The sequence below is a fragment of the Streptococcus sp. OMI870 genome (assembly GCF_047460295.1).
Lineage (GTDB): Bacteria > Bacillota > Bacilli > Lactobacillales > Streptococcaceae > Streptococcus.
The window spans coordinates 46749-72239 of record NZ_JASHGM010000003.1 but is presented as its reverse complement, the minus strand read 5'-3'; the positions used below and the strand labels follow the sequence as shown (position 1 = coordinate 72239).

At 42.4% G+C, this 25491-nt stretch carries 27 protein-coding genes and 1 other annotated feature; of the genes, 4 read left to right on the top strand and 23 right to left on the bottom strand.

Translation table 11 applies throughout. The features are described 5' to 3' along the window. Positions 1-99: 99 nt before the first annotated feature. The 19 genes from QM968_RS06475 to trpX all read right to left on the bottom strand — a co-directional run bounded on the left by QM968_RS06475 (position 100) and on the right by trpX (position 16571). Positions 100-1245 carry an FtsX-like permease family protein gene (locus QM968_RS06475; RefSeq protein WP_414383060.1) on the bottom strand — a complete coding sequence of 382 codons (1146 nt, stop codon included), beginning with the start codon at positions 1243-1245 and terminating at the stop codon, positions 100-102. 3 nt (positions 1246-1248) lie between these two features. Beyond that, complete coding sequence (locus QM968_RS06470) at positions 1249-1929, bottom strand: ABC transporter ATP-binding protein (protein ID WP_414383058.1); 681 nt, start codon at positions 1927-1929, stop codon at positions 1249-1251. Beyond that, the gene (locus QM968_RS06465; protein WP_009731342.1) at positions 1926-2501 is read right to left on the bottom strand and encodes a TetR/AcrR family transcriptional regulator; all 576 of its coding nucleotides are present in this window, start codon (positions 2499-2501) and stop codon (positions 1926-1928) included. Before QM968_RS06465 ends, QM968_RS06470 begins: the two co-directional genes overlap by 4 nt. A 148-nt stretch (positions 2502-2649) precedes the next feature. Then, a complete protein-coding gene (locus tag QM968_RS06460; protein WP_414383056.1) occupies positions 2650-3573 on the bottom strand; it encodes an aldo/keto reductase in 924 nt (307 codons plus the stop codon). Positions 3574-3684: 111 nt separating this feature from the next. Next, complete coding sequence (locus QM968_RS06455; RefSeq protein WP_414383054.1) at positions 3685-4293, bottom strand: hypothetical protein; 609 nt, start codon at positions 4291-4293, stop codon at positions 3685-3687. Beyond that, positions 4290-4922 carry a hypothetical protein gene (locus tag QM968_RS06450; protein WP_414383052.1) on the bottom strand — a complete coding sequence of 211 codons (633 nt, stop codon included), beginning with the start codon at positions 4920-4922 and terminating at the stop codon, positions 4290-4292. The genes QM968_RS06455 and QM968_RS06450 overlap by 4 nt, the downstream gene beginning before the upstream one ends. Beyond that, positions 4919-5545 (bottom strand): hypothetical protein, encoded by a 627-nt coding sequence (locus QM968_RS06445; protein ID WP_414383050.1) that lies wholly within the window; start codon positions 5543-5545, stop codon positions 4919-4921. The genes QM968_RS06450 and QM968_RS06445 overlap by 4 nt, the downstream gene beginning before the upstream one ends. Further along, positions 5542-6171, bottom strand: a complete 630-nt coding sequence (locus QM968_RS06440; protein ID WP_414383048.1) for a hypothetical protein — start codon at positions 6169-6171, stop codon at positions 5542-5544. The genes QM968_RS06445 and QM968_RS06440 overlap by 4 nt, the downstream gene beginning before the upstream one ends. Then, positions 6168-6776 carry a hypothetical protein gene (locus tag QM968_RS06435; RefSeq protein ID WP_272144606.1) on the bottom strand — a complete coding sequence of 203 codons (609 nt, stop codon included), beginning with the start codon at positions 6774-6776 and terminating at the stop codon, positions 6168-6170. Before QM968_RS06435 ends, QM968_RS06440 begins: the two co-directional genes overlap by 4 nt. 183 nt (positions 6777-6959) lie before the next feature. Next, positions 6960-8174 carry an ABC transporter permease gene (locus tag QM968_RS06430; RefSeq protein WP_301356599.1) on the bottom strand — a complete coding sequence of 405 codons (1215 nt, stop codon included), beginning with the start codon at positions 8172-8174 and terminating at the stop codon, positions 6960-6962. Then, on the bottom strand, positions 8171-9064 hold the full coding sequence (locus tag QM968_RS06425; protein WP_049482268.1) for an ABC transporter ATP-binding protein: 894 nt from the start codon (positions 9062-9064) through the stop codon (positions 8171-8173). The genes QM968_RS06430 and QM968_RS06425 overlap by 4 nt, the downstream gene beginning before the upstream one ends. Before the next feature lie 11 nt (positions 9065-9075). Further along, positions 9076-9861: a DUF3169 family protein gene (locus QM968_RS06420; protein WP_009731346.1), complete on the bottom strand. Its 786-nt coding sequence runs from the start codon at positions 9859-9861 to the stop codon at positions 9076-9078. Between the two features lie 2 nt (positions 9862-9863). Continuing rightward, complete coding sequence (locus QM968_RS06415) at positions 9864-10073, bottom strand: helix-turn-helix transcriptional regulator (protein ID WP_003002675.1); 210 nt, start codon at positions 10071-10073, stop codon at positions 9864-9866. A gap of 13 nt (positions 10074-10086) precedes the next feature. Next, positions 10087-10395: a hypothetical protein gene (locus QM968_RS06410; RefSeq protein WP_414326066.1), complete on the bottom strand. Its 309-nt coding sequence runs from the start codon at positions 10393-10395 to the stop codon at positions 10087-10089. Between the two features lie 235 nt (positions 10396-10630). Next, positions 10631-13036 carry a phenylalanine--tRNA ligase subunit beta gene (gene pheT, locus QM968_RS06405; protein ID WP_414383045.1) on the bottom strand — a complete coding sequence of 802 codons (2406 nt, stop codon included), beginning with the start codon at positions 13034-13036 and terminating at the stop codon, positions 10631-10633. 157 nt (positions 13037-13193) lie between these two features. Then, positions 13194-13709 (bottom strand): GNAT family N-acetyltransferase, encoded by a 516-nt coding sequence (locus QM968_RS06400; RefSeq protein WP_343093240.1) that lies wholly within the window; start codon positions 13707-13709, stop codon positions 13194-13196. 2 nt (positions 13710-13711) lie between these two features. Further along, a complete protein-coding gene (gene pheS, locus QM968_RS06395) occupies positions 13712-14758 on the bottom strand; it encodes a phenylalanine--tRNA ligase subunit alpha (RefSeq protein WP_414383043.1) in 1047 nt (348 codons plus the stop codon). A 313-nt stretch (positions 14759-15071) separates the two neighbouring features. Continuing rightward, on the bottom strand, positions 15072-15491 hold the full coding sequence (locus QM968_RS06390; RefSeq protein WP_414325828.1) for a chromosome partitioning protein ParB: 420 nt from the start codon (positions 15489-15491) through the stop codon (positions 15072-15074). A gap of 78 nt (positions 15492-15569) precedes the next feature. After that, the gene (gene trpX / locus QM968_RS06385; RefSeq protein WP_414325829.1) at positions 15570-16571 is read right to left on the bottom strand and encodes a tryptophan ABC transporter substrate-binding protein; all 1002 of its coding nucleotides are present in this window, start codon (positions 16569-16571) and stop codon (positions 15570-15572) included. Between the two features lie 132 nt (positions 16572-16703). Then, positions 16704-16936, bottom strand: a binding site (T-box leader). A 151-nt stretch (positions 16937-17087) separates the two neighbouring features. Between trpX and QM968_RS06380 the strand changes: the two genes are divergently transcribed. Next, the gene (locus QM968_RS06380; protein ID WP_414383041.1) at positions 17088-18749 is read left to right on the top strand and encodes an NFACT family protein; all 1662 of its coding nucleotides are present in this window, start codon (positions 17088-17090) and stop codon (positions 18747-18749) included. A gap of 36 nt (positions 18750-18785) precedes the next feature. Here the strand turns inward: QM968_RS06380 and budA are convergent, their stop codons facing one another. The 3 genes from budA to QM968_RS06365 form a co-directional block, all read right to left on the bottom strand. After that, on the bottom strand, positions 18786-19502 hold the full coding sequence (budA, locus tag QM968_RS06375) for an acetolactate decarboxylase (RefSeq protein ID WP_414383039.1): 717 nt from the start codon (positions 19500-19502) through the stop codon (positions 18786-18788). A gap of 67 nt (positions 19503-19569) precedes the next feature. After that, positions 19570-20802, bottom strand: a complete 1233-nt coding sequence (locus QM968_RS06370; protein WP_414383037.1) for a tetratricopeptide repeat protein — start codon at positions 20800-20802, stop codon at positions 19570-19572. Further along, positions 20792-21967 (bottom strand): AI-2E family transporter, encoded by a 1176-nt coding sequence (locus tag QM968_RS06365; RefSeq protein WP_414383035.1) that lies wholly within the window; start codon positions 21965-21967, stop codon positions 20792-20794. Before QM968_RS06365 ends, QM968_RS06370 begins: the two co-directional genes overlap by 11 nt. A gap of 165 nt (positions 21968-22132) precedes the next feature. Here QM968_RS06365 and QM968_RS06360 point away from each other — a divergent pair, with 165 nt between their 5' ends. Then, positions 22133-23143, top strand: a complete 1011-nt coding sequence (locus QM968_RS06360) for a lactonase family protein (protein WP_414383033.1) — start codon at positions 22133-22135, stop codon at positions 23141-23143. Between the two features lie 73 nt (positions 23144-23216). Next, a complete protein-coding gene (locus QM968_RS06355) occupies positions 23217-23402 on the top strand; it encodes a hypothetical protein (protein ID WP_009731358.1) in 186 nt (61 codons plus the stop codon). 102 nt (positions 23403-23504) lie between these two features. On the opposite strand, the gene eno is transcribed toward QM968_RS06355, so the two are convergent. Beyond that, on the bottom strand, positions 23505-24809 hold the full coding sequence (gene eno / locus QM968_RS06350; protein ID WP_009731359.1) for a surface-displayed alpha-enolase: 1305 nt from the start codon (positions 24807-24809) through the stop codon (positions 23505-23507). A gap of 211 nt (positions 24810-25020) precedes the next feature. Here eno and QM968_RS06345 point away from each other — a divergent pair, with 211 nt between their 5' ends. Beyond that, a complete protein-coding gene (locus tag QM968_RS06345; RefSeq protein ID WP_009731360.1) occupies positions 25021-25473 on the top strand; it encodes a DUF1694 domain-containing protein in 453 nt (150 codons plus the stop codon). Positions 25474-25491 lie beyond the last annotated feature (18 nt).

Sequence of the window (25491 nt, the reverse complement as noted above, 5' to 3'; positions counted from 1 at the left end):
CCTTTCCTTTTCTTTCATTCCCCTAGAATAGCGGAAAAGCCTCTCCCTGTCAATCATTTATCACAAGAAAAAAAGGCTGGGAGAGCCAACCTTTTCTGATCATTCTGCTAAAAGCACTTCTTTGATGGTTTGTTTTTGGAGTTTTCTGTTAGATAGATAAAAGAGGCTTTCATAAACCACAGCAAAACTGATCAAAGTCCAAAAGCACACATTCCAGTCAAAGTTGTGCTCAATTTTACCAGGAACTGTATCTTTGATCACACCGATCAAAATTTCCATGATAGCGTATTGATAAGCTGTTCCTAAAATAAATCCTAGATAAGCCCAAAAACGATAGGGAGCGAGAATATGACTTTGGCATTCACGATCGGTGTAGCCAAATGCCTTCATAACAGCCAAGGTTTCGCGACTTTCTGAGACCACAATTCCCAATGACAAAAAGAGGATCGAGAAAGAAAGGATCAAACCAATCATAATCATCATCGTTTGGATGATGTCATCTGTATAGTCCCTTAGGACAAAAGACAATTGAACCATGGCCGCGAAACACATGGAGCCAAAGACCACAAAAAACAAGATCGATTTTCTCCCCCAAATCAGTGATGAGGACAGTTCTTTTAGGAAAGATTTGTCTTTCTTGGAAACCCTCTTTCTCCTTTGGGCCTTGATTGGTGTTGGAGATTTTTTCAATAAGCGAAGGGCCGGCGTTTGTAGTTGTCTTCTAGCATAAGCAATCGCAAGGACCATAAAGAAAGTCGTTGGTAGCATCACTAAAGCAACTAAGAGTTGCCAATGAAAATGAATGGTAATGTCTGGCAGAATCCCCTTCTCATTGCGAAAGTCATAAAAATGACTCATCATAAGAAAAGAAGCGAAATAGCCAAGAAGCGCTCCAACTCCAAAACTGAGTCCAAAAGCCCAAAATCGTTTCGCCAACTGGCCATTGCTGTATCCCAAAGCCTTTAAAATTCCTAATTGTTCCTTGTGGTCATCGACAAATTGTTTGATATAAAAACACATGAGAAGGATAGACGTCAAGGACAAGACGCCCCCACTGACCATGGCCACCATCCAAGATAGCGAAACCTGGGCATCATAGTAGGTCTGAATCATGGGATTGGTTTTAGAAATCTCCAACTGCTCGATATCCAGGTAAAAATTTAAGAAGAGATTGGCCACAAAGACTGCACAAGCCCCAATGATACTGACGACAACTAATTTTCGAATATCTTTTACTGAAAACATGGCTTACCATCCAATCTCATAGGCAGTCTGAGGCTGATCGTTGATCACAACTTGGGTAATCCTGCCACTATTGACGCGAATGATGGTTCTGGCCATATCCGCAATATTTTGGTTGTGCGTCACCATAATTAAGGTAAAGCCCAACTTTTTCTTCAACTTCCAGATATAGTCGAGAATCTTGCGCCCTGTTTCTTCATCCAGGGCTCCCGTCGGCTCATCTAAGAAGAGTATCTCTGGCTTTTTGGCCAAGGCCCGAGCAATGGAGACTCTCTGCTGTTCCCCACCCGACAATTCACTCGGATATTTGTCCAGCTTATCTCCAAGGCCCAAATCCTCAATGATCTGCAAAAAATCATGATTGTTTGCTAGATCTGCCCCCATCTTTACATTTTGTCTAACCGTTAGATTCGGCAATAGATAATACTGCTGGAAAATAAAGGCAATCTTCTCACGTCTAAAGGCTGTCAATTGAGCATCCGTGAGTTGTGATAAATCTTGTCCTTGAATGAGGATATGCCCCTCGTCTACCTTTTCTAAGCCTGACAGCACATTTAAGAGAGTTGATTTCCCCGATCCAGAAGGACCAAGGATCACCACATCATCCTGGTCTTGAATCAGCAAATCAATCCCCTTTAAAACCTTGGTCTGGCCGTAACTTTTGTGTACATTTTCTAGTTGAATCATTTCTTTCCTACCATTTCTTTGATGAGAGATTGACAAACCTCCGTCAGTAATCCAATCACTTCTTCCATGCTGAACTGATAAATGCCAGAAGCAACCATAGAGGCCATTCCGTGTGAGTAGATAAATAAATGCTGGTACAGGCGACTAGCCTCCTCTAACGTCAAAGGATAGTCTGCGACAATCGAATCCAGAACTAATTGGTAACTATGATCCTTCATGGGAAGAAAATCTTGAAAGCGACGAATCGGATCTTTGCTAGGATTTTGGAAAAGCAATTGAAAGAGTTGGGGCTCTTTTGAGGCGAAGAGGATATAAGCAACCCCGACAGATCGAAAAGGTTTCTCATCTTCTAAGGCCTTGCGAATATACCCCACCACGACCATCTCCGCAGCAACAATAACCTCTGCTTGTAACTCAGCCATATTAGCAAATTGCCCAAAAATGACCCTTGGCGTGGCTCCCAGTTTCTCTGCTAATGCTCGAGCCGTCAAACTAGCCAGGCCCTCTTCTCTCACCAATTGTAAAGCTGTCCCAATGATAGCCTCTTTACTAAATTTAACCTTGGGTGGCATAAGACTCCTTTCACGCAACAAACGTTGCGCAACACTTGTTGCATAAAGAATACCATAACAAAGTAAGACTTGTCAAGAAAAATTCGTAAAGTATAAAACAAAAGACCAGCCCACTGATACAAGTGAAGTCTGGTCTACTAACAAGATTCTAAGGCAAATCATTTCCCGCCGCCAAGTAGATTTGGTACCATTCCTTGCGCGTTAGAGTGACTGTTGCTGCTTTCCCCGCTTCAAGGATATGCTGGGGTTTGGTCGTTCCGATGACAGCCTGCATCTTACCCGGATAGCGGAGGACCCAAGCAAGGGCAATGGCTGTCGGAGTGACTTGGTATTTTTTCGCCAAGTCATTGAGGACGTGATTGAGGGCCGCAAACTCTTCCTTGCCCACAAAATTCCCCTTGAAATAGCCATGCTGGAGGACAGACCAGGCTTGAATCACCGTATCAGTTAAACGACAATACTCAAAGACACTGCCATCTCGCACGGCTGCTTTTGGCCCTTCCATGTTGACATGAAAACCGGCTTCAAAGCTAGGCGTAAAGGCGGCACTCAACTGCAACTGGTTGACCTTGAGTGGTTGTTTGACAGCTGTTTTGAGCAATTCCATCATCATAGGATTTTGATTGGACACCCCAAAATGACGGACCTTGCCCGCTTTCTCCAAGTGATCAAAAGCTGCCGCCACTTCTTCCGGCTTCATGAGGGCATCCGGTCGGTGAAGGAGGAGACTATCTAAGCGCTCGATCTGCAGACGCTCGAGGATGCCATCGACGGAGTCCAAAATATAGTCCTTCGAAAAATCAAAATAGGTAAAGCCGTCTTTGCGAATCCCACACTTGGACTGAATCCACATCTGGTCCCGAAGATCCGGACGGCGCTTGAGAACCTTCCCCAGCAGGACCTCACACTGGCCATCGCCATAGATATCTGCCAGGTCAAAGGTGTTGATCCCAATCGACAAGGCTGCCTCCACCAAGGCCTCCACCTCATCTTCACTCATCTGACTGATCCGCATCATCCCAAGGACAATCGTGGACAGACGCTCATTTTCAGTAAACTCAATATAGTTCATGTCCGCCTCCTTTTCTGTAGTTCTATTGTAGTGAAAAGGCTTTCAAAAGTCAATGTGAAATCAAAAAGCCCTCAGAAACAACTGAAGGCTTACAGGTTGAAGTAGAATGCCTCATTCGTCATCATCCAACTCCACTTCTCCATGGATTTTGATGTACTCCTCACGCTTTCGATCCAATTCTTCCCAGAGTGGCTCATCAACAGCTTTCATTACTTCTATCTCTTCCAAGCTAATGTCAACCGCTTCATCGTAGGTCAAATGCAACAGATCTGCATGTTTCGTTTTAAATTCTTCAATGCTCAGCCATGTTTCCTTATCATCTTCGCTAATGTGACCACCAATGGCAGATGCTACCTCAATGGCCATGATATAAAGAGCTCGCTTATCAACCGTTAGAATATCTTTATGAGTCGTGATGATTCGTAGATAGTCTCCGTTTTCTCTCCCATCACTTTCATAGGAATCTTCAAAATTTAAATTTATATCTTCATACTTAAAAGTCGCCCAGGGATCGTTGCCTATTCTAAAATCAGCCATGCCCCAACGCTCATCATTTGAAGAAAATTTATCTAAAGTTAAACTTAAATAAAAATCATCATCACGTGCATAAGAAAAACTAATCTGCACTCCCTTGCGTTCCTTGAACCACATTTTCCAAGGATATTCCATACAGGCTTGATAGATACTAGTTTCGTAGTTGCCTTTAAGATATAGTCTCATTCGTCGTCCTCATCATCCAACTCCACTTCACCATGGATCTTGATGTATTCCTCACGTTTTCGATCCAATTCTTCCCAGATAGGATCGTCAGCAACATCAATCGTCTGAATTTCCTCCAGACTCATTTCATTTGCTTCCTCAAAGGTTAGAGATAAGATATCTTTATGTTTTTCCTTGAATTCCTCAATTGTTAGCCACGTTTTCTTATCATCTTCACTAATTTTTCCATTAAAGATTGTAGCAATCTCAATAGCCATGACATAGAACGCTCTTTTATCAAGAGTGAGTAGTTCAAGATGGGTAGAGGCCAAACGTAAACATTCTCCATTTTCGCGAAAATCTGTTACATAAGCACCTTCATAATCTAAATTCAAATATTCATCAATTTGTGAATAAAAACGATATTTTATACCTTCTTGAATCGGAATATACAACCAACGTTCGTCATAATCCTGTTTATCTAGCTTTAGATGAATGGCTATATCATTCCCATCTCTGATTTGAAGAAAACCAGAATAGGAGAGAGGGATATCTTTTCCTTGATAACTTTCAAACCACATCCTCTTCGCTAGTTCTAAATAATCAAACGGAATTTCTTTGGTGTAATCACCTTTAATATATAGTCTCACTCGTTGTCCTCATCGCCATAAACACGTTCACCATGGATTCGGATATACTCTTCACGCTTCCTATCCAATTCTTCCCAGATATGATCATCAATAGCATCAATCGTCTGAATTTCCTCCAGACTCATTTCATTTGCTTCATCAAAGGTCAGAGATAAGATATCTTGGTGCTTTTCCTTGAACTCCTCGATTGTTAGCCATGTTTTCTTATCATCTTCACTAATTTTCCCATCAATCGCAGTCGCAATTTCGAGTGCCATAATATACATAGCTCGTTTATCAACTGTTAAAACATCCAGATAATTCGAAGCGATCCTTAGATATTCACCCTTTTCTCTACCGTCGCTTTCATAACTTCCCTCATAATCCAAATCAATATTTTCATATTTTTGGGAATTGATTGCACTACCACCTTTAACCTTGGCATCTTTCCAACGAGAACCACTTGCTCCCCACTTATTTAACCGTAAAGATAGATAGAAGTCATCTTGAAGCATCTCATCATCTCCAACATGTGAGAAACTAATTTCTTGACCATTTCTTTCTTTAAACCACATCTTCCATGCGAGTTCTCTGTACCCAAATTGCACTTTTCTAGCATAGTCACCTTTGATATAAATTCTCACTCGTCGTCCTCATCGTCATAAACACGTTTACCATGGATTTTTATGTATTCTTCACGAAGACGTTCTTCCTCTTCCCATAGAGGATCTCTTACTGGCACCATTGTCTTTAATTCTTCCAAACTAATTTCAACCGCTTCATCATAAGTCAGTGAAAGAACATCCTTGTACAACTCCTTAAAAGTCTCTACATCCATCCAGGTCTGTTTGTCATCTTCGCTGATTTTCCCATCAATTGCACCTGCAACTTCAACTGCCATAATATACATAGCACGTTTATCAACTGTTAACACATCTGTATGAGAGGTTGCGATACGTAGATAATCCCCACGTTCTCTCCACTCTGTAATGAAAGTTTTTTCAAATTCAAGGGATATGTTTTCATATTTAAAGGAATTCCACGGTTTTTTTAAATCATAAGAGGGAATATTATTCCATCTAGAGTCACAAAAACGCCATTTATCAAAGCTTACTACAAAGTAAAAATCATCTTGTAACATGGCATCATCACCGACATTTGAGTATGTAATAGGATGACCATTCCATTCCTTAAACCACATTTTCCAGAGTAACTCACTTGTCGTAAAGGTTAGTTTTTGCTTAAATTCACTTTTTATATAGAGTCTCATAAATCTGAGATATCGCCTCCATGTGCTAGTATATATTCTTTTCGACGGTTAGCTTCTTCCTCCCAAAGAGGATCATCTACCACATCCATCGTTTGAATTTCTTCCAAACTTCGTTCATTTGCTTCTTCAAAAGTCAGAGATAGAATAGCCTCGTGCTTTTTCTTAAATTCCTCGACTGTTAGCCATGTCTTCTTATTATCCTCGCTAATTTGCCCGTCAATGACCTTTGCAATCTCAAGCGCCATAATGTACATGGCGCGTTTATCAACTGTCAAAACTTCTAGATGGGTAGTTAAAATACGAAGATAGTCCCCCTTTTCATTATAATCTGTAGCAAATGCGTCTTCAAACTCTATCTCAATACATTCCTCAATATGTGAAAAGAGGCTTCGTACCCCTTCCTTTAGGGGGACACTAGACCATCGCTTATCTGCAGTACTTTTCCTCAAGGATAAATTTACAGAAAAATCCTCTTGTAGTTGCTCATTATCTCCAGCATTTGAGTACGATACTTGCTTTTCTTCTGGAAACCACATTTTGCCAGCTAGTTCCAAATAACCATAAGGTATCTTTTTTGTATAATCGCTTTTGATATATAATCTCATTCGTCGTCTTCTCTATTCTTTTTATTCCCATTCATCATATCATAATTTGAAGAAAAATACTCTTTCTTCCATGAAAAAACATACTAAATTATCTGTAATTTATTAATAGTTAGAGACAAGTCTTTCAAAAGAATTGTAACCTCCATTCAAAAAGCCCTCAGCTATAACTGAGAGCTTGTTTGATTAGCGATAGCTAAGAGCACGTTTGATAGTCTTCCATGGTCCGAGGTCATCGGTCTGGAGGATTAAGCTCGCATAGATTCGAGCGATGAGAACTGTTCCCACGATGGTAAAGAGGACCGCAATTCCCAATGAAGCCCAAGATTCAAGACCAGTCGCATAGCCATTGATGGTACGGAAAGGCATGAAGAAGGTTGAAAAGAATGGAATGTACGAACCGATCTTCAATAAGAAGACATCACCGGCACTTCCCAAGGTGGTTACCCCAAGGAAGCTAAAGATTACTAACATCATTAGTGGCGAAATCGCTTTTCCTGAATCTTCAGGTCGTGCAACTGTGGAGCCTAAGAAGGCAGAGAGCACCACATACATAAAGATCCCAAGGATAATGAAGAAGACGGTATTGAGCGAGATCGACTCTGCAAGGTGTTGGGTAATCGGAGAGTTTGGAGCGAGAATATCCTTGACAACTGGGATATCTGCTCTAAAGATCCAAACAGCTACTAAACCAATCACATAGACAAAAATATGGGTAAAGATCACACCGAAGAGTCCGAGCATGCGTGCGAAGAAATAGTCAGTTGCTTTGATACTAGAGAAGACCACTTCCATGATCTTAGTTCCCTTTTCACTAGCCACTTCTTGGGCTGTGATACTCGAGTAGAAGATCAAAATCATATAAAGCAGCATTCCTAGACCACCTGCAACCATGGTTTGCACCATTTTCAAGCCTTCTTTTTTCTCATCAATTTTTTCTTTGAGAGAAACCTGTTGAGACAAGGCTGTCAGTTGCTCTTTGTTTAGATTGGCACGCGCTAGATTGATCCCTTGTTGGACCTGGCTTAATTTCGCAGCGACAAGGCTTTTCAATTCCATTTTCATGGCTTGGTCGCCCACATAAGTGGCCTCTAGCTGGCCATCTTTTTCATCGACCGTTAGGTAAGCAGCGGCTTTTTCATCCTTGATGGCTTTTTTAGCTGCAGCTTCATCTTTGTAGTCTAAGGTCAAGCCATCAGTTCCTTTTAGACTTTCTTTGACAGCTGGCACTTCGGTCACCAAGGCCACCTGATTCTTCGCATCTGTAGAAGAATCCGTTAGATAACCGATTCCAACGCCCAGCCCTAAAAAGAGGAAGGGACCGAAGACCATGAAGAGGAAACTCCATGATTTCACTTGTCTGATATAGGTTTCTTTCATTACGACAAACATCTGTTTCATACTTCTACTCCTGATTCAAGTTTAAAGATCTCATCAATAGTTGGGGCTTGGTGGTCAAAGGTCGCAAGGTAGTGGCCCTTGGTCAAGCGGTCAAATAATTCTGGACCAGCTGACGCGTCATCCAAGATCAGCTTCCAAGTTCCTTGCTTGGTCATGCTGACCTTGGTCACGTGTGGCAGAGCTTCTAGCTCTTCTTTGCTAAAGTCGTTAGAGACAAAGAGGCGAGTCTTGCCATAGCTATTCCGGACCTCTTGGACAGGCCCTGAAAGGACAACCGACCCATCACGGATCATTAGGATATCATCACACAACTCTTCGACGTTGGTCATGACGTGGTCAGAAAAGATAATGGTGGCCCCACGCTCTTTTTCTTCAAAGATGACCTGCTTGAGCACTTCTGTGTTGACCGGATCCAACCCACTAAAGGGTTCATCTAAAATGATCAATTTAGGCTCATGGATCAAGGTGATGATCAGTTGAACCTTCTGTTGGTTCCCTTTTGAGAGGCTCTTGATTTTATCAGTCAATTTCCCTTTTACTTGGAGTTTTTCCATCCAGGTCGGTAATTTTTCCTTGACCTCGGCAGTGCTCATTCCTTTTAAGGCAGCCAAATAGCGGACCTGCTCAAAAATTGTGAGTTTTGGCATGAGACTACGCTCTTCCGGCAAATAGCCAATTTCTTTGTAAGTTTCTTGCGTAATCGCTTTGCCATCTAGACGGATCTCACCGCTGTAGTCCAAAAAGCGCAGGATGCTGTGGAAAATGGTGGTTTTTCCGGCCCCATTTTTCCCAACCAAACCAAGGATATGACCTTGTTGAGCTGTCAGATCCACTCCAAAGAGGACCTGCTTATTGCCAAAGCTTTTTTCTAAATTTCTAATTTCTAACATGGATGACTCCTTTACTCTTTATAATAACGTTTGGTAATTTTGTATTGTGAAATAAGGATATAAATATAGAGAATGGATACGACGAACAAAGCTAAGAGGATATCCGTTTTGAAGGCAACTCCAATGAGGAGGAGAGCAAGGAGAAAGCTCGGCAAGATATAATTGCTTAACTTAACCACCACTTCGAAATTTTCCTCGTAGTTTATCTGTTTTTCTGCCTCATCCATCATACTCATCATAAATTCACGCATTTCCTTGGCATCGGCATTGCGGGGAATCGGTTTCCCATAAACCAAGTTAAAGGTCTTACGATAGAAGATACCCACTAGGAAAAATAGGACAATCAAGGCAAGAAAAAGATAGAGCATGGTAAAAGGTCCAAAGATAAAAGCCGCAGGTTTATCCAAATTCACCAATTGAATATAAAAGATGATAATAAAAAAGTATGGCAAGATCATGATTCCTTTAAAGATGGTCGCTAACCCATACAGTTTTTCCTTCTGGATATCATAGTGATAGGCTTCATCCTCGTCTTCTATTTGGAGAATCTTGTAATGAAGTTTACTTACCCGCATCAATAGGACCATCGTGATCATAAACACGACCAAGAATAAAACTACTGAGCCCAAAAGGAGCACCTCTTTACTAAAGAAGGATTGGATTTCAAGGGGCTTTTCGGATCCAAACATGCCTGTCAAAAAACCAATGACTCCTCCAATCAAGCCGGAACCTATGATGATTCCGACATTTCTCCAAAAACGGTAACGATCAGATCGTTCTTGTTGTTGCTTTTTCATTTTTATTCCTCTCCCTCTACTAGACTAAAGACATTCTCCACCGGTTCCTTGAAAATTTGGGCGATGGTGATCGCAATGATAACCGAGGGGGTGTATTCCCCCCGCTCCAAGAGACTGATGGACTGGCGCGAGACTCCTGCTAGCTTGGCTAGCTCGGATTGGTTGAGCCCATCACGCGCCCTCAGCTCTTTCAGTCGATTTTTTAAAATCATGGCTTTCGCCCCCTTATAGTTGAATACCTTGAATATCTTCGATGCGGACTAATTTGGTTTCCCTCTGTTGTTTATGATTCACACGAGTCAGTTTGACCCAATCTTCATCGATATCTATAATTTCATACTCAAATCCAACACCATCTACTGTAACAGTGGCCGTTTGGCCTTTCAATTCTTCTAAAAGTCTAGACATGTCTTGATTTCCTTTCACTTGTTTTTCTAATCGTCTGATGCGTTTGTTCAATCTTTTTATCTTCTTTTCTGAGCTTGCATAAAATATAAGCAGAAAAGGGATAAAAATAATCCACACAGCTCCCATAAGAAAACCTCCCCTTATTTCAACTGAAATCATTGTAACACTTCTTTTTCTTTTTGACAAGTATATTTTACAAAAAAATAAAAATATTTGTCAAAAATAGAAGGATGGTTGACATAGATATTTTTAGTACTTAAAGGAATTTCTTTGTTCTTATAGGGTTTTAAGGCCTATAACTTGCAAATCCTGGAAGAAAAAAACAGCTGAGAAATTCTCAACTGTTTCATGTTTTTTAGATTTAGCGCACTTCTGCGTCGACTTTTTCTTCGAGGGAAGCTTGAATTTTTTCCATATAGCGAGCGACTTCTTCGTCAGTCAAGCTATCTTCTGGATTTTGGAAGGTCAAGCTGTAGGCCATAGATTTCATTCCAACACCTAGTTTTTCACCTGAGAAGACGTCAAAGAGTTTGATGTCTGTCAAACGTTTCACGCCCGCAGCTTGGATGGCATCGACCACTTCTTGGTGAGTCACTTCTGCTTTGAGGAGAAGAGCGATATCACGGCTGACTGCTGGGAACTTAGTAATTTCCACAAAGGCTGCTGCTGGTTGAAGGGCTTCTTCAATAGCTGAAAGGTTGATCTCAGCTACATAAGTTTCTGGAATATCGTAAGCCTTAGCCGTCACAGGGTGCACTTGACCGAGGAAACCGACTACTTGATCACCAAGTGAGATCAGGGCTGTACGTCCTGGGTGAAGACTCTTGATCTCTTGCGTTGCTGTATAGGTCGCTTCAAGACCCAAGCGAGCAAAGAGGGCTTCAAGGATTCCCTTAGCATAGAAGAAGTCAACTGGAACAGCTGCAGTTTGGAAGTCTTTTTCAGCGACTAAACCTGTCAATGCAAAGGCAAAGCTGTTGATTTCATTTGGCAAGTCTTCTTTTGGATTACCTGTTTGTTCAAAGACTTTTCCAATCTCATAAAGAGCCAAGTCTTTGTTCTTACGCGCTACGTTGTAGGCAACTGTATCAAGGATACCAGAAACCATATTTTGACGAAGGACTGAACGATCCACAGTCATTGGCCACATGAGCTCCGTTAAGTTACTTGGTGCAGTCGTGAACTCCACTGCTTTTTCAGGAGTTGTCAGTGCATAGGTGATGATTTCTGTCAATCCAGCACCTTCTGCAATGTTACGAACTTGACGACGGAGTTTTTGTGTCGCTGTCAACTCACCGGCTGTCCCGTCATCTTTTGGAAGACTGGTTGGCAAGCGGTCATAGCCATAGATACGTGCGATTTCCTCAAAGAGGTCCGCTTCGATAGTGATATCCCAACGGCGACGTGGAACGCTAACTGTGAAGGCTTCTGCATTTCCAGAAAGGCCAAATCCAAGACGACGGAAGACATCCTCTACATCCGCGTAGGAAAGCTCAGTACCAAGAACACGGTTAACGTTTGCAAGAGTTGAAGAAACTTCCACATCAGATGTATCCAACTGACCTGCTGAAACGATACCTTTACGCACGGTCGCACCAGCCAATTCTGCAATCATGCTTGCTGCTGCATCAAGGGCTTCATTAACAGTTGCCACGTTGATTCCCTTTTCAAAGCGAGAAGAAGATTCTGAGCGAAGATTGAGGCGACCACTTGTCTTACGGATAGATTTGCCATTGAAGACAGCAGCTTCAAGAACTACACGAGTAGACTTTTCAGAGATTTCTGTAGCTTGTCCACCCATGACACCTGCAAGGGCAACAGGTTTGTCAGCAACAGTAATGACTAAGTCAGTTGTTTCCAACTCACGCTCTTCCCCATCCAAGGTCACTAATTTCTCACCAGCACGTGCTTCACGCACACGGATGTCAGTACCTTCAAAGGTATCCAAGTCAAAGGCATGCATAGGCTGACCAAAGTAAAGCAAGATATAGTTGGTCACGTCGACGACATTGTTAATGGGACGAATACCTTCGTTCATGAGGAGGTTTTGCAACCATTGTGGACTTGGTGCGATGGTTACGTTGTCCAAGATGCGGGCTGCATAATAAGGAGCCTTGTCTGTATCAATGCTGACAGAAAGAGCATCCACTGCAACTTGGTCTGTTTCTGTTAAAGTAAATTCTTTGAAGTTGACTGCCTTGTCATAGATAGCTGCTACTTCGTAAGCTACCCCACGCATAGAAAGAGCGTCTGCACGGTTAGGTGTGATAGAAAGCTCGATGATTTCATCATCCAAGTCGAGGTAAGAGAAAACTTCTTCACCTGGAACAGCTTCTTCTGGCAAGATTTGGATGCCATCTGCAAATTCTTTTGGTACAACGGAGTCAGAAATCCCCAATTCACCAAGTGAACAGATCATTCCGAGTGACTCTAAGCCACGGATTTTCCCTTTTTTAATCTTGTAGTTATCCGCGATACGGGCACCCGGAAGAGCCACCATGACCTTGATGCCTGCACGCACATTTGGCGCTCCACAGACGATCTGACGGGCTTCTTCTTCACCCACATTGACTTGGCAGACATGAAGATGTGTTTCGGGTACATCTTCACAAGACAAGACTTCTCCGACGACAATTTTTGAGAGACCAGCAGCAGGTGATTCCACACCTTCTACTTCGATCCCTGTGGTTGACATTTTTTCAGCCAACTCTTGTGATGGTACATCAATGTCCACCAATTCTTTTAACCATTTATAACTAACTAACATATGTAAGATACCAAGGGCCATGTAGAAATCTAGATGACTTTCCTAGATTTCCTTAAGCCCTAGTTTAGATCCTTTCATTTTGTGTTTTCCAGCTCGAGGCTGGCTTAGGTAGGTCTAGTAACCTCCCCTTCTCTAGAATAGAAGTTTCTTGTTCCTTCTAGATCAATTTCTTTCTCAACAACCAGTCTGTATCCACGGTATCTCCGGTTATATACTGGTGTTCACTAAATCGTTCAAAACCAAAGCGGTAGTAAAAATCTTGCGCCTTAAAATTACGCTCCCAGACACCTAGCCAGGCCCATTCAAAGCCACGGCTCTTGGCTTGATCCAGCGCAAAGGTAAACATTTCCTTACCGAAACCAGCCCCATGAAATTCCTTTTTGACATAGATCCGTTGAATCTCAAAGGACTTGTCCATCTCTACTGGCTCGGTCTGCGCTTGACCCCAGTTGATCTTAAGAAAACCACAGATTTCTTGACCTTCATTGAGGACAAAATAGGTTTCGGATTCTGGATCTAGCAGATCCTTCTCGATTTGCTCCAAAGAGAGCACCGTGGAAAAGTAGTCTTCCAAATCTTTCTCAACAATATAGGGACCGAAGGTATCCCGGTAGGTCTCCACCTCTAGGTCACGTAAGGTCTGTACTTGATCGATTTTTACTCTAACTAACATGATTATTTAAACTGTTCTGAGAAGCGAACATCTCCTTGATAGAAGCCACGGATATCATTGATTCCATAACGAAGCATGGCTACACGCTCCTGCCCAAGACCAAAGGCAAATCCTGAATAGACGGTTGCATCAATGCCACTCATTTCAAGCACGCGTGGGTGAACCATACCGGCCCCCATGATTTCGATCCAACCTGTCTTCTTACATACATTACATCCCGCTCCACCACATTTGAAGCAAGAGACATCGACCTCAACAGATGGCTCTGTAAATGGGAAGTAAGAAGGACGCAGACGGATTTGGCGTTCTGCACCAAACATCTTTTGCACGATCAACTGAAGCGTTCCTTGAAGATCTGCCATAGAAATATTCTTCCCAACGACCAAACCTTCGATCTGATGGAACTGGTGGCTGTGGGTCGCATCATCTGTATCCCGACGGAAAACACGCCCTGGAGAGATCATCTTCAAAGGTCCCTTGCTAAAGTCATGCTCATCCATCGCCCGCGCTTGAACTGGAGACGTGTGGGTCCGAAGCAAGATTTCTTCTGTGATATAGAAGGTGTCCTGCATATCCCGCGCTGGATGATCTTTTGGAAGATTCATGCGTTCAAAGTTGTAGTAGTCTTTTTCGACTTCAAAGCCATCTACGACTTGATAGCCCATCCCGATAAAGATATCTTCGATTTCTTCACTGGTTTGCGTCAAAATATGACGGTAACCACTAGCAACTGGACGTCCTGGTAGGGTCACGTCGATACTCTCACTGGCCAATTTAGCTTGGACTTTCTTTTCTTCCAAGAGTTTAGCTGTTTCTTCAAAAGCTGCGGTAAGGACATCACGGGCTTCATTGACGTGTTTTCCGATAACCGGACGCATTTCAGCAGAGACATCTTTCATCCCTTTAAGGATTTCAGTAAGGGAACCTTTTTTCCCAAGGACAGAGACGCGTAACTCTTGCATCTCTTTTTCATTTTCAGCAGAGATCTGCTTCAAAGCTGCCAGCGTTTCTTCCCGAAGCGCTTTTAATTGTTCTTCAATCGTTGACATATTTCCTCCATCATGGTCTTCACTCAGACATTGAAAAAACCACGCGCCACACCCATATTCGGAGCGTTGACACGCGGTACCATCCGTCTTTTATCTGAAACTCAGACCTTAATTTCTAAATCCTTGCGCAAGTGAATTCACTCAGCTTTCATGCAAAGAGCTTTCAGTCACGGCTCTTCTCCCTGTTGCACTTCCCTTGAGGTACTAGTCTTGCAGATTTCTATTCAATTACGTTCTAGTTTATCAGATTTTTAGTTAAAAAACAAGTTAGATGAGACTAATTTCAATAGACAAAGAAACAAGACGCAGGGCATTATTTATTTGCCTTGTCTGTTTCATCTGCTTTCCCTTTCAATAGAAGAGTTGCTGCTTGGTTAAAACCATCACACCAGTTATACCATTTTGCTGCATACTCATCTTGAGGTAAGATATGATGTTTTAAATCCAAAACAGAGTCTATCTTTCTTTCCTCGCAAGCTTGCGCATAGAGAGCATACAAGGCATCGCCACCATCTCTATCAAACTCAGCAGAAATCGTATCCCGACCTGCCAATAAAGCCTGATAAGCCCTGTGATGCCCGTCTGTAATCAAGAAGCGATTTCCAAATGTAAGAATACTAATTGGATCCATATTGATGATTTCTGCCGACTGATCAAGCATCTGGATAGCTTGCAACTTCTTTTCTGATAAGTATAGTTGGGTCGGATGAAGATCCGTTAGCTTGACTTTCATTTCTTTCCCCTCAAAGGTCCCGATTAAAAGACCTATCAAAGCCAAATTCTCCTGCCACTCTTGTGATTCGTTTTCTTTTTATTTAATGACTTGTCCAGCATCTTTCAAGACAGATTCTGGAATAGTAATGCCCAATTCATCTGCGACTTTTTTATTGATGACAGATTTTCCTTGGCTAAAGATTTCAACAGGTGTGTCTGCAGGTTTTTGACCTTTCAAGATCTTGGCAGCCATTTTACCAGTTGCTACCCCAAGATCATGTTGGTCGACAACGACTGAAGCAAGGCCACCCGCTTCTACCATGGCTGTCGCACTTGGGAAGATTGGTTTTTTAGCTGTTTTGTTGGCTTCAACAACAGTTGAGAAGGCTGATGCGATGGTATTATCGATTGGAACCCAGATGGCATCGACTTTACCAGTCATGACAGAAACTGTTGAAGCAACTTCGTTTGTTGAAGGTACAGAGTAAGGAATCACCTTGAAGCCTGCTTTTTCAGCCAATTTTGTAAATTCTTCTACTTGAGATTTAGAATTGTCTTCACTGGTTGAGTAAAGGGCACCGATTGTTTTCACGTTCGGAGTCAATTCTTTGATCAATTTCAATTGTTGCTCCGTTGGATTGTGGTCAGATACCCCTGTGATATTGCCACCTGGTTTTTTCAAATCTTTGACCAAGTTTGCACCGACTGGATCGGTGATGGCTCCCATGACAATTGGTTTGTCTTTGGTTGCACTGGCCAAACCTTGAGCAGATGGGGTTGCGATTCCAATCAAGACTTGGTTATCCTTGTCTACCAATTGTTTACTCATAGTTGCAACTTTATTTTGGTCCCCTTCTGCATTGAGGAAATCAATGTCCACTTTGTCCTTGTCATAACCTTCTTCAGCCAAACCATCTTGAATTCCCTTGTAGATCAAATCAAGCGAAGGGTGGCTGACCAACTGCAAGACGCCTACTTTAGCCTTTTCATTGCTAGTTGCTACCTTGTTGTCCTTGCCTGCTGTAGCTGAATAGATCGCTGTCCCAATGACTGCTGCTGCAATCAAACCAATAATTCCCATTAACCGTTTATTTTTCATTTTACTACCTCTTCTATTTTTTCATTTTCTTCTATTTTTCATCCTCTAAAGAATGCGACGCCATCGTTTCTTCATATCTTTTCTCCCTTCTCATCTAAAACAAAAAAACACGCCCACACATAGCAAAAGCTATGTGAGGACGTGTCATCGCGGTGCCACCTCACTTATGGGAAAAGGATAGTCTCTCCCCATATCTCTGTCTTGTCTAGCAACAAGTTGCACGATAAGGTGTGCCAACCGAATTTTTATTGTTTCAAATTCATCTCATCATTAGTCCAATTTCATAAACTGCCGCTACCCACTCTCAGCAACCGTGGGCTCTCTTGAAACTTTCATTTACTACTTTTCTAATTTCTTACATTTTAAAGTTTTCTTTCAAAAATGTCAATACTTTTTCAGTATTTTTTTTGGAAACGTTCGCATTTTCTATTCTACATCCTCTTGCTTCTTTCTAGGATTTCCGATCTATTTTTGATATAATTTACTAGAATAACAGCTAGAATGATGAGGAATCCCATGTCTTTTGATGGATTTTTTTTACACCATATGGTGCAAGAATTGAAGGCCCAACTCTTGAGTGGTCGCATTCAAAAAATTAACCAACCCTTCGAGCAAGAATTGGTGCTCCAAATCCGAGGCAATCGGAAAAACCAAAAACTCTTGCTCTCTGCCCATTCTGTCTTCGGGCGAATCCAACTGACCCAGACCAACTTTGAAAACCCAGCCTTTCCCAATACCTTTATTATGGTCATGCGCAAGTATCTTCAAGGCGCTGTCATTGAAGGAATTGAGCAATTGGACAACGACCGGATCCTCGAAATCCGTGTTTCCAATAAAAACGAAATCGGTGATGCTATTTCCGTCAGCCTCATGATCGAAATCATGGGCAAGCACAGCAATATTATCCTCCTGGATCGCACCAGCAATAAAATCATTGAAGCCATCAAACACGTCGGCTTCTCACAAAATAGCTATCGGACCATTCTCCCTGGATCAACCTATGTAGCTCCTCCGAAAACCGACGCGGTTAATCCTTTTACAATTGGAGATGAAGCCCTATTTGCCCTTCTTCACAAGGAAGAACTAAGCCCTAAGAACCTTCAAAAATGTTTCCAAGGGCTTGGCCGAGATACGGCTCAAGAATTGGCCAAGAGACTTGAGACGGATGAAAAATTAAGAACCTTCCGTGCCTTTTTCCAAGCTCCAACTGAGCCTCGCTTAACAACCAAATCCTTCTCAGCTATTCCCTTTGAAGATGCCACTAGTCAAACTTTTGAGACACTTTCAGATCTACTGGATGACTATTACCGAGACAAGGCTGAGCGCGATCGGGTGCAACAACAGGCCAGCGAATTGATCCGGAAGGTCGAAAACGATCTTGAAAAGAACCGAAAAAAATTAGGTAAACAAGAAGCTGAGTTAGCAGCGACCGACAATGCGGAAGAGTTTCGCCAAAAAGGGGAATTACTGTCCACCTTCCTCCATCAGGTACCCAACGACCAAGATCAGGTTGTCCTAGACAATTACTATACCAACGAACCGATCACCATCCAACTCAACAAGGCACTAACCCCCAACCAAAATGCCCAACGCTACTTCAAGCGTTACCAGAAATTAAAAGAAGCCGTCAAACATTTAACCTTCCTGATTCAAGAAACCAAGGAGACCATTTCCTATCTCGAAACGGTTGAAACAGCCCTTGCCCTAGCAAGCCTTTCTGAAGTCGCTGAGATCCGAGAAGAGCTGATCCAAACTGGCTTCATCAAACGACGCAACCGAGAAAAGATCCACAAACGCAAAAAACCAGAGAAGTATTTAGCTTCTGACGGGAAAACCATTATTTTAGTCGGGCGCAACAATCTCCAAAACGATGAATTGACCTTTAAGATCGCTAAAAAAGACGAGCTCTGGTTCCATGCCAAGGATATCCCAGGTAGCCACGTCGTCATTACAGGAAATCTCGATCCAACGGATGAAGTGAAAACCGACGCTGCAGAATTGGCCGCCTACTACTCCAAGGCCCGGCTGTCAAATCTAGTCCAAGTCGATATGATCGAAGCTAAGAAACTCAATAAACCAACCGGTGGAAAACCTGGCTTTGTCACCTATACCGGCCAGAAGACCCTGCGGGTTACTCCGGAAGAAGAAAAAATCAAAGCCATGAAACTAGCTGATTGATTTCAAAAATAAAAGGTTGAGCATCGCTCAACCTTTTTATTCTGCTTTATGAATGTCTTGTCTCACTTCATCAACATTGAATTTGGCAAAGAGGTACTGACGGTCTTGGACTGGGAAACGTTGATCCAGCTGATCGATAGCCCCCACCTCTACAATCCCTTCTGAGATGACAAAATCCATCACATGGCCACCAAAGGTGAAATCATCTGAAATAAAATGCAAATGATAGCCGGCCACGCTGACACCGTGGAAAATTTCTGGGGTCCAAAAACCGACGATGGTTCCTGTCACGTTTTCCCGTGTATACTCTGGCTGATGGGTTGCTACTTCCGCAAATTTCATCTCTGGTGTAGATTTTGGAATCATACGGACATGCATCTTGGCAAAGTCACCACGAATCTTGATGGAGCGAAAAAGATTCTCCCCATCGTAATAAGACTCAATGCGCGCTTCTAATTCCTCATCCGTCATTTCAAAGCGTTGCCGAAAAATCACTTCTGCCTGGTGAGGAACAACTGCTGCATAAGGAACCTTTGCATCAGGAGAAACTTCGACAATTTCAGGATGGTCGCCTGATCCCTTAGCCTGATAAGCCTTTCCATCTAATACAATCAACTCTCCATCAATAGAATCAAGCGTTCCAACTCCTAGATCCCCATGTTCCAAGAGTTCTCCAATCGTAAATGAGCCCCCATAAAGACCTGCCATCAGGGCACCCAAAGTATTGTATTGAAAAAGTTTCACCGGTTCCATGTTTCTCTCCTCATTCTATCTTCTACCAGTATACCATAAACTGTTCCGAAACTTTACTACTTGGTTTTCATTCAAGGCTATCATAGATGGATTGCATTTGCACATCATCTGGAACAATCGCCAAATAGTGCTTGGCCACTTCACGCGCCCGCGTCACATCTCCAGCTTCACGCAACAGATAAACATAGGTTTCGAGGAATTCTGGATTGTCCTTCAAGTCCTCATAGAGCTCTTGGTAGGCTGATACGGCTTCTTCTGTTTTCTCTAAGGCAGCCAAGGCACGGGCAATGTTCCATTGGGTAACAAGAGTTTCGATTTCTTCTGCTCTCCAAGCCAGTACTTCTTCAAAGCGTTCCTGTTCTATATAAAGCGTCGTGAGGCGAAGAGCAATCTCTTCTAAATCATCCGCCACTTCTTTGGCTTCTAACAGGTAAGCTTCCGCTTGCTCTGGCTGGTGAAGTTCATATGAAAGCTGAGAAGCCAGGAGCTTCAGCTGTGCATCAAATGGGTTCTTCTGAATCCCTTGTTTAGCGATCTCAAGCGCCTTTTCACGGTCATTCTCTGCCTGTAAGGCCAAGGCATAGCCATACTCATAGCCTTCAAACTCCGGTGACAAGGTATCAATTTGTTTGTAGTAGATGACGGCCTTTTGATATTCTTCCTGGTCATATAATAAGGTCGCTAATTCGTAAGCAATCTGATCATCAAACTCAATTTCCAAAGCTTTTTCCAAGAAAGGAACAGCGGCTTCAAATTTGCCAAGATTGGCATAGGCAAAACCAATCCGTTGATAGGTGGAAATCCCTGTTGCTTCCAAAATTTCTCGATTATCCAACTGGGCATACTCTTGAATAGCCTCTTGGTAGTGTTCCAATTCCAGATCAATCTCTGCTAGCCCTAATTGAATGATGGGATCATCCGACAGACTGGCTGCTTCGACTAATTTTTCACGCGCAACATCGGCTAAGCCTTCCAGCTGATACAGATCCGCCTTAACCAACAGACTCGCCACATACCAGTTTGACTCAGGGCCAATTTCTTCTAAGTAAGCAAAGGCCTCTTCCATTTGACCATCTTCAGCAAGAATGGTTGCCAAACTCAGATATACTTCCGGATAGGTTGGGGCAATTTGTTGGTAGATTTCTTTTGCCTGAGGGTAAAAACCGATGCTCTCAAGGTATTGGCCCAAATCCAATAAGTCTGCATCCTCATCCTCAAGCAAGGCCTTTTGATATTGAATTTCTGCCTCTTCCAACTCTTGCATTTCGAGAGCCTCTACCATTTGTTGACTATGATTCACTGTGTTTTTCCTCTACTAATTCATGATTTTCTTCATACAAGCCACTGACTACCTTGTACCATTCAAAGATGGCTCCGATGACAACCTTAGCGGATGCATAGACTGGAATTCCAAGAAAGACTCCCCAAATCCCAAACATAGATCCTGAGGTCAAGAGAACAAATAAAATGGTAATCGGATGAATATTCAACTGACTGCCCAAAACCAAAGGCGATACAAAGCGTCCTTCAATAGTTTGCTCCACGGCAAATACAATCAAAACCTTGATAAACATCTCCGGTCCTGCCACCAAACCTAAGACCAAAGCAGGCAACATAGCCAAAAAACTACCCAAGTAAGGGATCAAATTCAAAATCCCCGCAGAGATCCCAAGTGTCACTGCATAGCGCAAGCCAATGATTTTAAAGAAGAGGATAAACATGATCGCTACAACAATGGCTACCGTAATTTGTCCTCGAACATAGTTGGAGAGCTGGGTATTGACGTCCGAGAGAACTTGTTCAGCTGATTTCCGAATCTTAGTTGGCAAGAAGCGAACAATATGACCCTTTAAATTTTTTCCATCCCGAAGAAGATAAAAGACAATAAAAGGCATGATGATCAAGGCAACAATGACTTGAGATGCCACTCCGATCAAGTTGCTGACCCAGTTGACTGCCCGACCAGAGATAGTACTACCCCAAGAAGTGATGTTTGCAGACAGTTCCTTGGTGATCTCGTCCAACTGGGGTTTTATATCAGAGGAGACGCGGTTGTCTAGAAAATCATCGATGGTCGCATTGGCCTTCTCCAAATAAGTTGGTAAATTATGAAAGAAACTAATGACTTGTCGTTGAACAGCTGGAATTACGACAGCTAGCCCCCATACCAAGAGGACTGCAATCAAGAAAAAGACGAAGGAAATCGCAAAAATCCGCTTGATTCCTTTTCTTTCAAGAAAGTCGACAATAGGGTTGAGCAAGTAATAAAGCAAGCCAGAAATAATGACTGGCAGCATGACGGCTCCTGCAAACTCAAAAATCGGTATAAAAATAAAGGTAATTTTACTCAAGACCAAAAGATTCAGACCCAAGAGCAAGGTAACTAAAAACACGGTGATGGCCTTATTGTCTAAAAACCATCTAAAAAACCAGGACATACTAAACTGTTTTTCTTTATTATCCACAGGGAACTCCTTTTCATTTCAATCTGTTTCTATTTTAGCATTTTTTGAGCGTGAAGTTACGAAAAAACTGGTAAAATAAGAAAGACCTCTCCCTTCTTCAACTAGCAATTGCCTTCCAATAGGACCTTTGATATAATAAACCTAACAAATCATACGAGGTGACCTATGTCTCAATCTATTTATTTCGGAACCTATACCAAAAAAGAATCCAAAGGAATTTACAAGGCCGCATTTGACCCTGAAACAGGATCATTGAGCGATCTTAAACTCCTTGCAGCTGAGCCCAATCCAACCTATATCGCTTTTTCTAAAAAAGGGAACCTTTATAGTGTAGGAGCTGAAGATGGCAAAGGAGGGATTGCTAGTTTTACAGCCGATTTTCAACCGCTCAATCACGTTGTTGAAGACGGAGCACCACTCTGCTATGTCTCTGTCGATGACAAACGTCAACTGGTTTATGGGGCAAACTATCACAAGGGACAGGTTCTCGTATACAAACTAGAAGCTGATGGTAGCTTAACCTTTGTCGATCAAGACACTCACCAAGGAAGCGGTCCTCACGCCAACCAAGCCAGTCCGCATACCCACTATGCCGATCTGACTCCAGATCAGTACCTGATCACGTGTGATCTAGGAACCGATAGTTTACATGTCTACGATCTTAGCGAGGAAGGAAAACTAAGGCTGATCAATCAGTATCAAACAGCACCCGGTGCAGGACCTCGCCACCTTGTTTTTCATCCCCATTATAAGACTGCCTATCTGATCAATGAATTAAACGCTACCATTGACGTGCTCTTCTACGATGGAATGGGAGAGTTCGAACATTTCCAAACCGTCTCTACTCTTCCTTCCGACTACGAGGGACAAAAATGGGCAGCAGCCATTAAACTCTCAGCTGATGGAAAATTCCTCTACGCTTCTAACCGGGCTCATAACTCGATCGCTGTCTTTCAAGTTTTGGCAGATGGCAGCATCGAACTGATTGAAATTGTTCCAACACATGGACTCAATCCACGCGATTTCACTCTAAGTCCGGATCAAAATCATCTGATTGTAGCCCATCAAGATTCACCAAATGCTACTATCTTCAAGCGCGATCCTGCTAGCGGAAAGTTGACCCTTTTATCCCACGACTTCTATGTTCCAGAAGCTGTTTGTACCGTTTTTCGTTAAGTCGTTTTAGTTGTCAAACCTCTAAAAAAATGATTAAATAGTGATAAAATAAATAGTTTATAGGAGAAACCTCATGAACCCAATGGATCTGTTTAACCAAGTCAAAGAAATGATCGAAAAGAAAGATTTCGATGCTGCAAAGAAATTTGTGGATGACAATAAAGATAACCTTGGAGACTACCTTGAACAAGCCAAAGGGCTTGTTTCCGGAAACGAAATGGTTAGCGGTGCCTTGGACAAAATCAAAGGCCTATTCTAATAGATCTACTCCTCAACTAGATAGTTGAGGAGTTTTTCTTTGGCTCGATAACAAAAAAATCCTTGAGAAAACTCAAGGATCTTTTTAGTCTAGTAAAATAGCTTATTTTTTCAAGTTGTAGAATGATTTCAATCCACGGTATTCAGCTACTTCACCAAGTTGATCTTCGATGCGAAGCAATTGGTTGTATTTAGCGATACGGTCTGTACGTGAAAGTGAACCAGTCTTGATTTGTCCTGCGTTTGTTGCAACTGCGATGTCAGCGATTGTTGAATCTTCAGTTTCACCTGAACGGTGTGATACAACGGCAGTGTAACCAGCTTCTTTAGCCATTTCAATAGCTTCGAAAGTTTCAGTAAGTGTACCGATTTGGTTAACTTTGATAAGGATTGAGTTAGCAGCACCTTCTTGGATACCACGTGCAAGGTACTCAGTGTTTGTTACGAAGAAGTCGTCACCAACCAATTGGACTTTCTTACCAAGACGTTCAGTAAGAGCTTTCCATCCTTCCCAGTCGTTTTCATCCATACCATCTTCGATAGTGATGATTGGGTATTTGTTAACCAATTCTTCAAGGTAGTCGATTTGTTCTGCAGATGTACGAACAGCAGCGCCTTCACCTTCGAATTTAGTGTAGTCGTAGACTTTACGTTCTTTATCGTAGAATTCTGATGATGCACAGTCAAATCCGATGAATACGTCTTTACCTGGTACATATCCAGCAGCTTCGATCGCAGCAAGGATAGTTTCAACACCATCTTCAGTTCCTTCGAAACGAGGAGCGAATCCACCTTCATCACCTACGGCAGTTTCCAAACCACGTGATTTAAGGATTTTCTTAAGAGCGTGGAAGATTTCAGCACCGTAACGAAGAGCTTCTTTAAATGTAGGTGCACCAACTGGCAAGATCATGAATTCTTGGAAAGCGATTGGAGCATCTGAGTGAGAACCACCGTTGATGATGTTCATCATTGGAGTTGGAAGAACTTTAGTGTTGAATCCACCAAGGTAGCTATAAAGTGGGATTTCAAGGTAGTCAGCAGCAGCGCGAGCTACAGCGATAGACACACCAAGGATTGCGTTTGCACCCAATTTACCTTTATTAGGAGTTCCGTCAAGAGCGATCATTGCACGGTCAATAGCTTGTTGATCACGTACATCGTAACCGATGATTGCTTCAGCAATAATGTTGTTCACATTGTCAACCGCTTTTTGAGTTCCAAGACCACCGTAACGAGATTTGTCACCGTCGCGAAGTTCTACCGCTTCGTGTTCACCAGTAGAAGCTCCTGATGGAACCATACCACGTCCATGAGCACCTGATTCAGTATAAACTTCTACTTCAAGTGTTGGGTTACCGCGTGAGTCTAGGACTTCGCGAGCGTAAACATCAGTAATAATTGACATTTCTTACTCTCCTTATTGAGTTATATTTTTTACTCCTCTATCATATCGTAATTAGGCTATTTTTTCAAGAAAAAACAAGGAAAACATCGAAAATTGAGAAGTTTTTAACAAGAAAACGGTTCCAGTTACAGTTTCACCTTCGTTTTCATAGCTGATTTAATTTTTTCGCATTCCTCTACTCTTCCGCTTGGCTTTATGCTATACTTAGCTTATGACAGATATTAATAAAACCATTTTAGAAAAAGCTGCAGGCCCTAGTCGTTTCAATCCTGATGAGCAGCGTCGATTTTTGGAAACCTATGAGGAGCGCGTGATTGCTTCATGTACCTTGGTGGAGGCAAGGGAAAGTAAGTATCTGGAGCATTACTCGACCATCCTTACGGAGATTTCCGAGCGCTTTGATCCTGTCTTGGTCAAGATTTCTCCCGCCCTAGATGAAAGCAGCCAACTCCAGTATTTGAAAAAGACCAAGGACCTCGGTCTGGTTGCCAGTATCGTTTCAGATGACTGTCGCCATTCACCATTTGGTTTCATCATTCATACCGACCACCCATCTGGAATAGATCCAACCGATCTCCGTCTCCAGTATCCAGATCTCTTTGAGAAGAAGCAGGAAACTTCTGCTCCAGAAAAGAAATCATTTTGGAAACGCCTCTTCGGCTAAAGAAAACCAATTGAAAAG

Coding starts and splice junctions, on each gene's coding strand:
- QM968_RS06475 (WP_414383060.1), bottom strand. CDS start 1,245: ATGTTTTCAGTAAAAGATATTCGAAAATTAGTTGTCGTCAGTATCATT.
- QM968_RS06470 (WP_414383058.1), bottom strand. CDS start 1,929: ATGATTCAACTAGAAAATGTACACAAAAGTTACGGCCAGACCAAGGTT.
- QM968_RS06465 (WP_009731342.1), bottom strand. CDS start 2,501: ATGCCACCCAAGGTTAAATTTAGTAAAGAGGCTATCATTGGGACAGCT.
- QM968_RS06460 (WP_414383056.1), bottom strand. CDS start 3,573: ATGAACTATATTGAGTTTACTGAAAATGAGCGTCTGTCCACGATTGTC.
- QM968_RS06455 (WP_414383054.1), bottom strand. CDS start 4,293: ATGAGACTATATCTTAAAGGCAACTACGAAACTAGTATCTATCAAGCC.
- QM968_RS06440 (WP_414383048.1), bottom strand. CDS start 6,171: ATGAGACTCTATATAAAAAGTGAATTTAAGCAAAAACTAACCTTTACG.
- QM968_RS06435 (WP_272144606.1), bottom strand. CDS start 6,776: ATGAGATTATATATCAAAAGCGATTATACAAAAAAGATACCTTATGGT.
- QM968_RS06430 (WP_301356599.1), bottom strand. CDS start 8,174: ATGAAACAGATGTTTGTCGTAATGAAAGAAACCTATATCAGACAAGTG.
- QM968_RS06425 (WP_049482268.1), bottom strand. CDS start 9,064: ATGTTAGAAATTAGAAATTTAGAAAAAAGCTTTGGCAATAAGCAGGTC.
- QM968_RS06420 (WP_009731346.1), bottom strand. CDS start 9,861: ATGAAAAAGCAACAACAAGAACGATCTGATCGTTACCGTTTTTGGAGA.
- QM968_RS06415 (WP_003002675.1), bottom strand. CDS start 10,073: ATGATTTTAAAAAATCGACTGAAAGAGCTGAGGGCGCGTGATGGGCTC.
- QM968_RS06410 (WP_414326066.1), bottom strand. CDS start 10,395: ATGGGAGCTGTGTGGATTATTTTTATCCCTTTTCTGCTTATATTTTAT.
- pheT (WP_414383045.1), bottom strand. CDS start 13,036: ATGTTAGTTAGTTATAAATGGTTAAAAGAATTGGTGGACATTGATGTA.
- QM968_RS06400 (WP_343093240.1), bottom strand. CDS start 13,709: ATGTTAGTTAGAGTAAAAATCGATCAAGTACAGACCTTACGTGACCTA.
- pheS (WP_414383043.1), bottom strand. CDS start 14,758: ATGTCAACGATTGAAGAACAATTAAAAGCGCTTCGGGAAGAAACGCTG.
- QM968_RS06390 (WP_414325828.1), bottom strand. CDS start 15,491: ATGAAAGTCAAGCTAACGGATCTTCATCCGACCCAACTATACTTATCA.
- trpX (WP_414325829.1), bottom strand. CDS start 16,571: ATGAAAAATAAACGGTTAATGGGAATTATTGGTTTGATTGCAGCAGCA.
- QM968_RS06380 (WP_414383041.1), top strand. CDS start 17,088: ATGTCTTTTGATGGATTTTTTTTACACCATATGGTGCAAGAATTGAAG.
- budA (WP_414383039.1), bottom strand. CDS start 19,502: ATGGAACCGGTGAAACTTTTTCAATACAATACTTTGGGTGCCCTGATG.
- QM968_RS06360 (WP_414383033.1), top strand. CDS start 22,133: ATGTCTCAATCTATTTATTTCGGAACCTATACCAAAAAAGAATCCAAA.
- QM968_RS06355 (WP_009731358.1), top strand. CDS start 23,217: ATGAACCCAATGGATCTGTTTAACCAAGTCAAAGAAATGATCGAAAAG.
- eno (WP_009731359.1), bottom strand. CDS start 24,809: ATGTCAATTATTACTGATGTTTACGCTCGCGAAGTCCTAGACTCACGC.
- QM968_RS06345 (WP_009731360.1), top strand. CDS start 25,021: ATGACAGATATTAATAAAACCATTTTAGAAAAAGCTGCAGGCCCTAGT.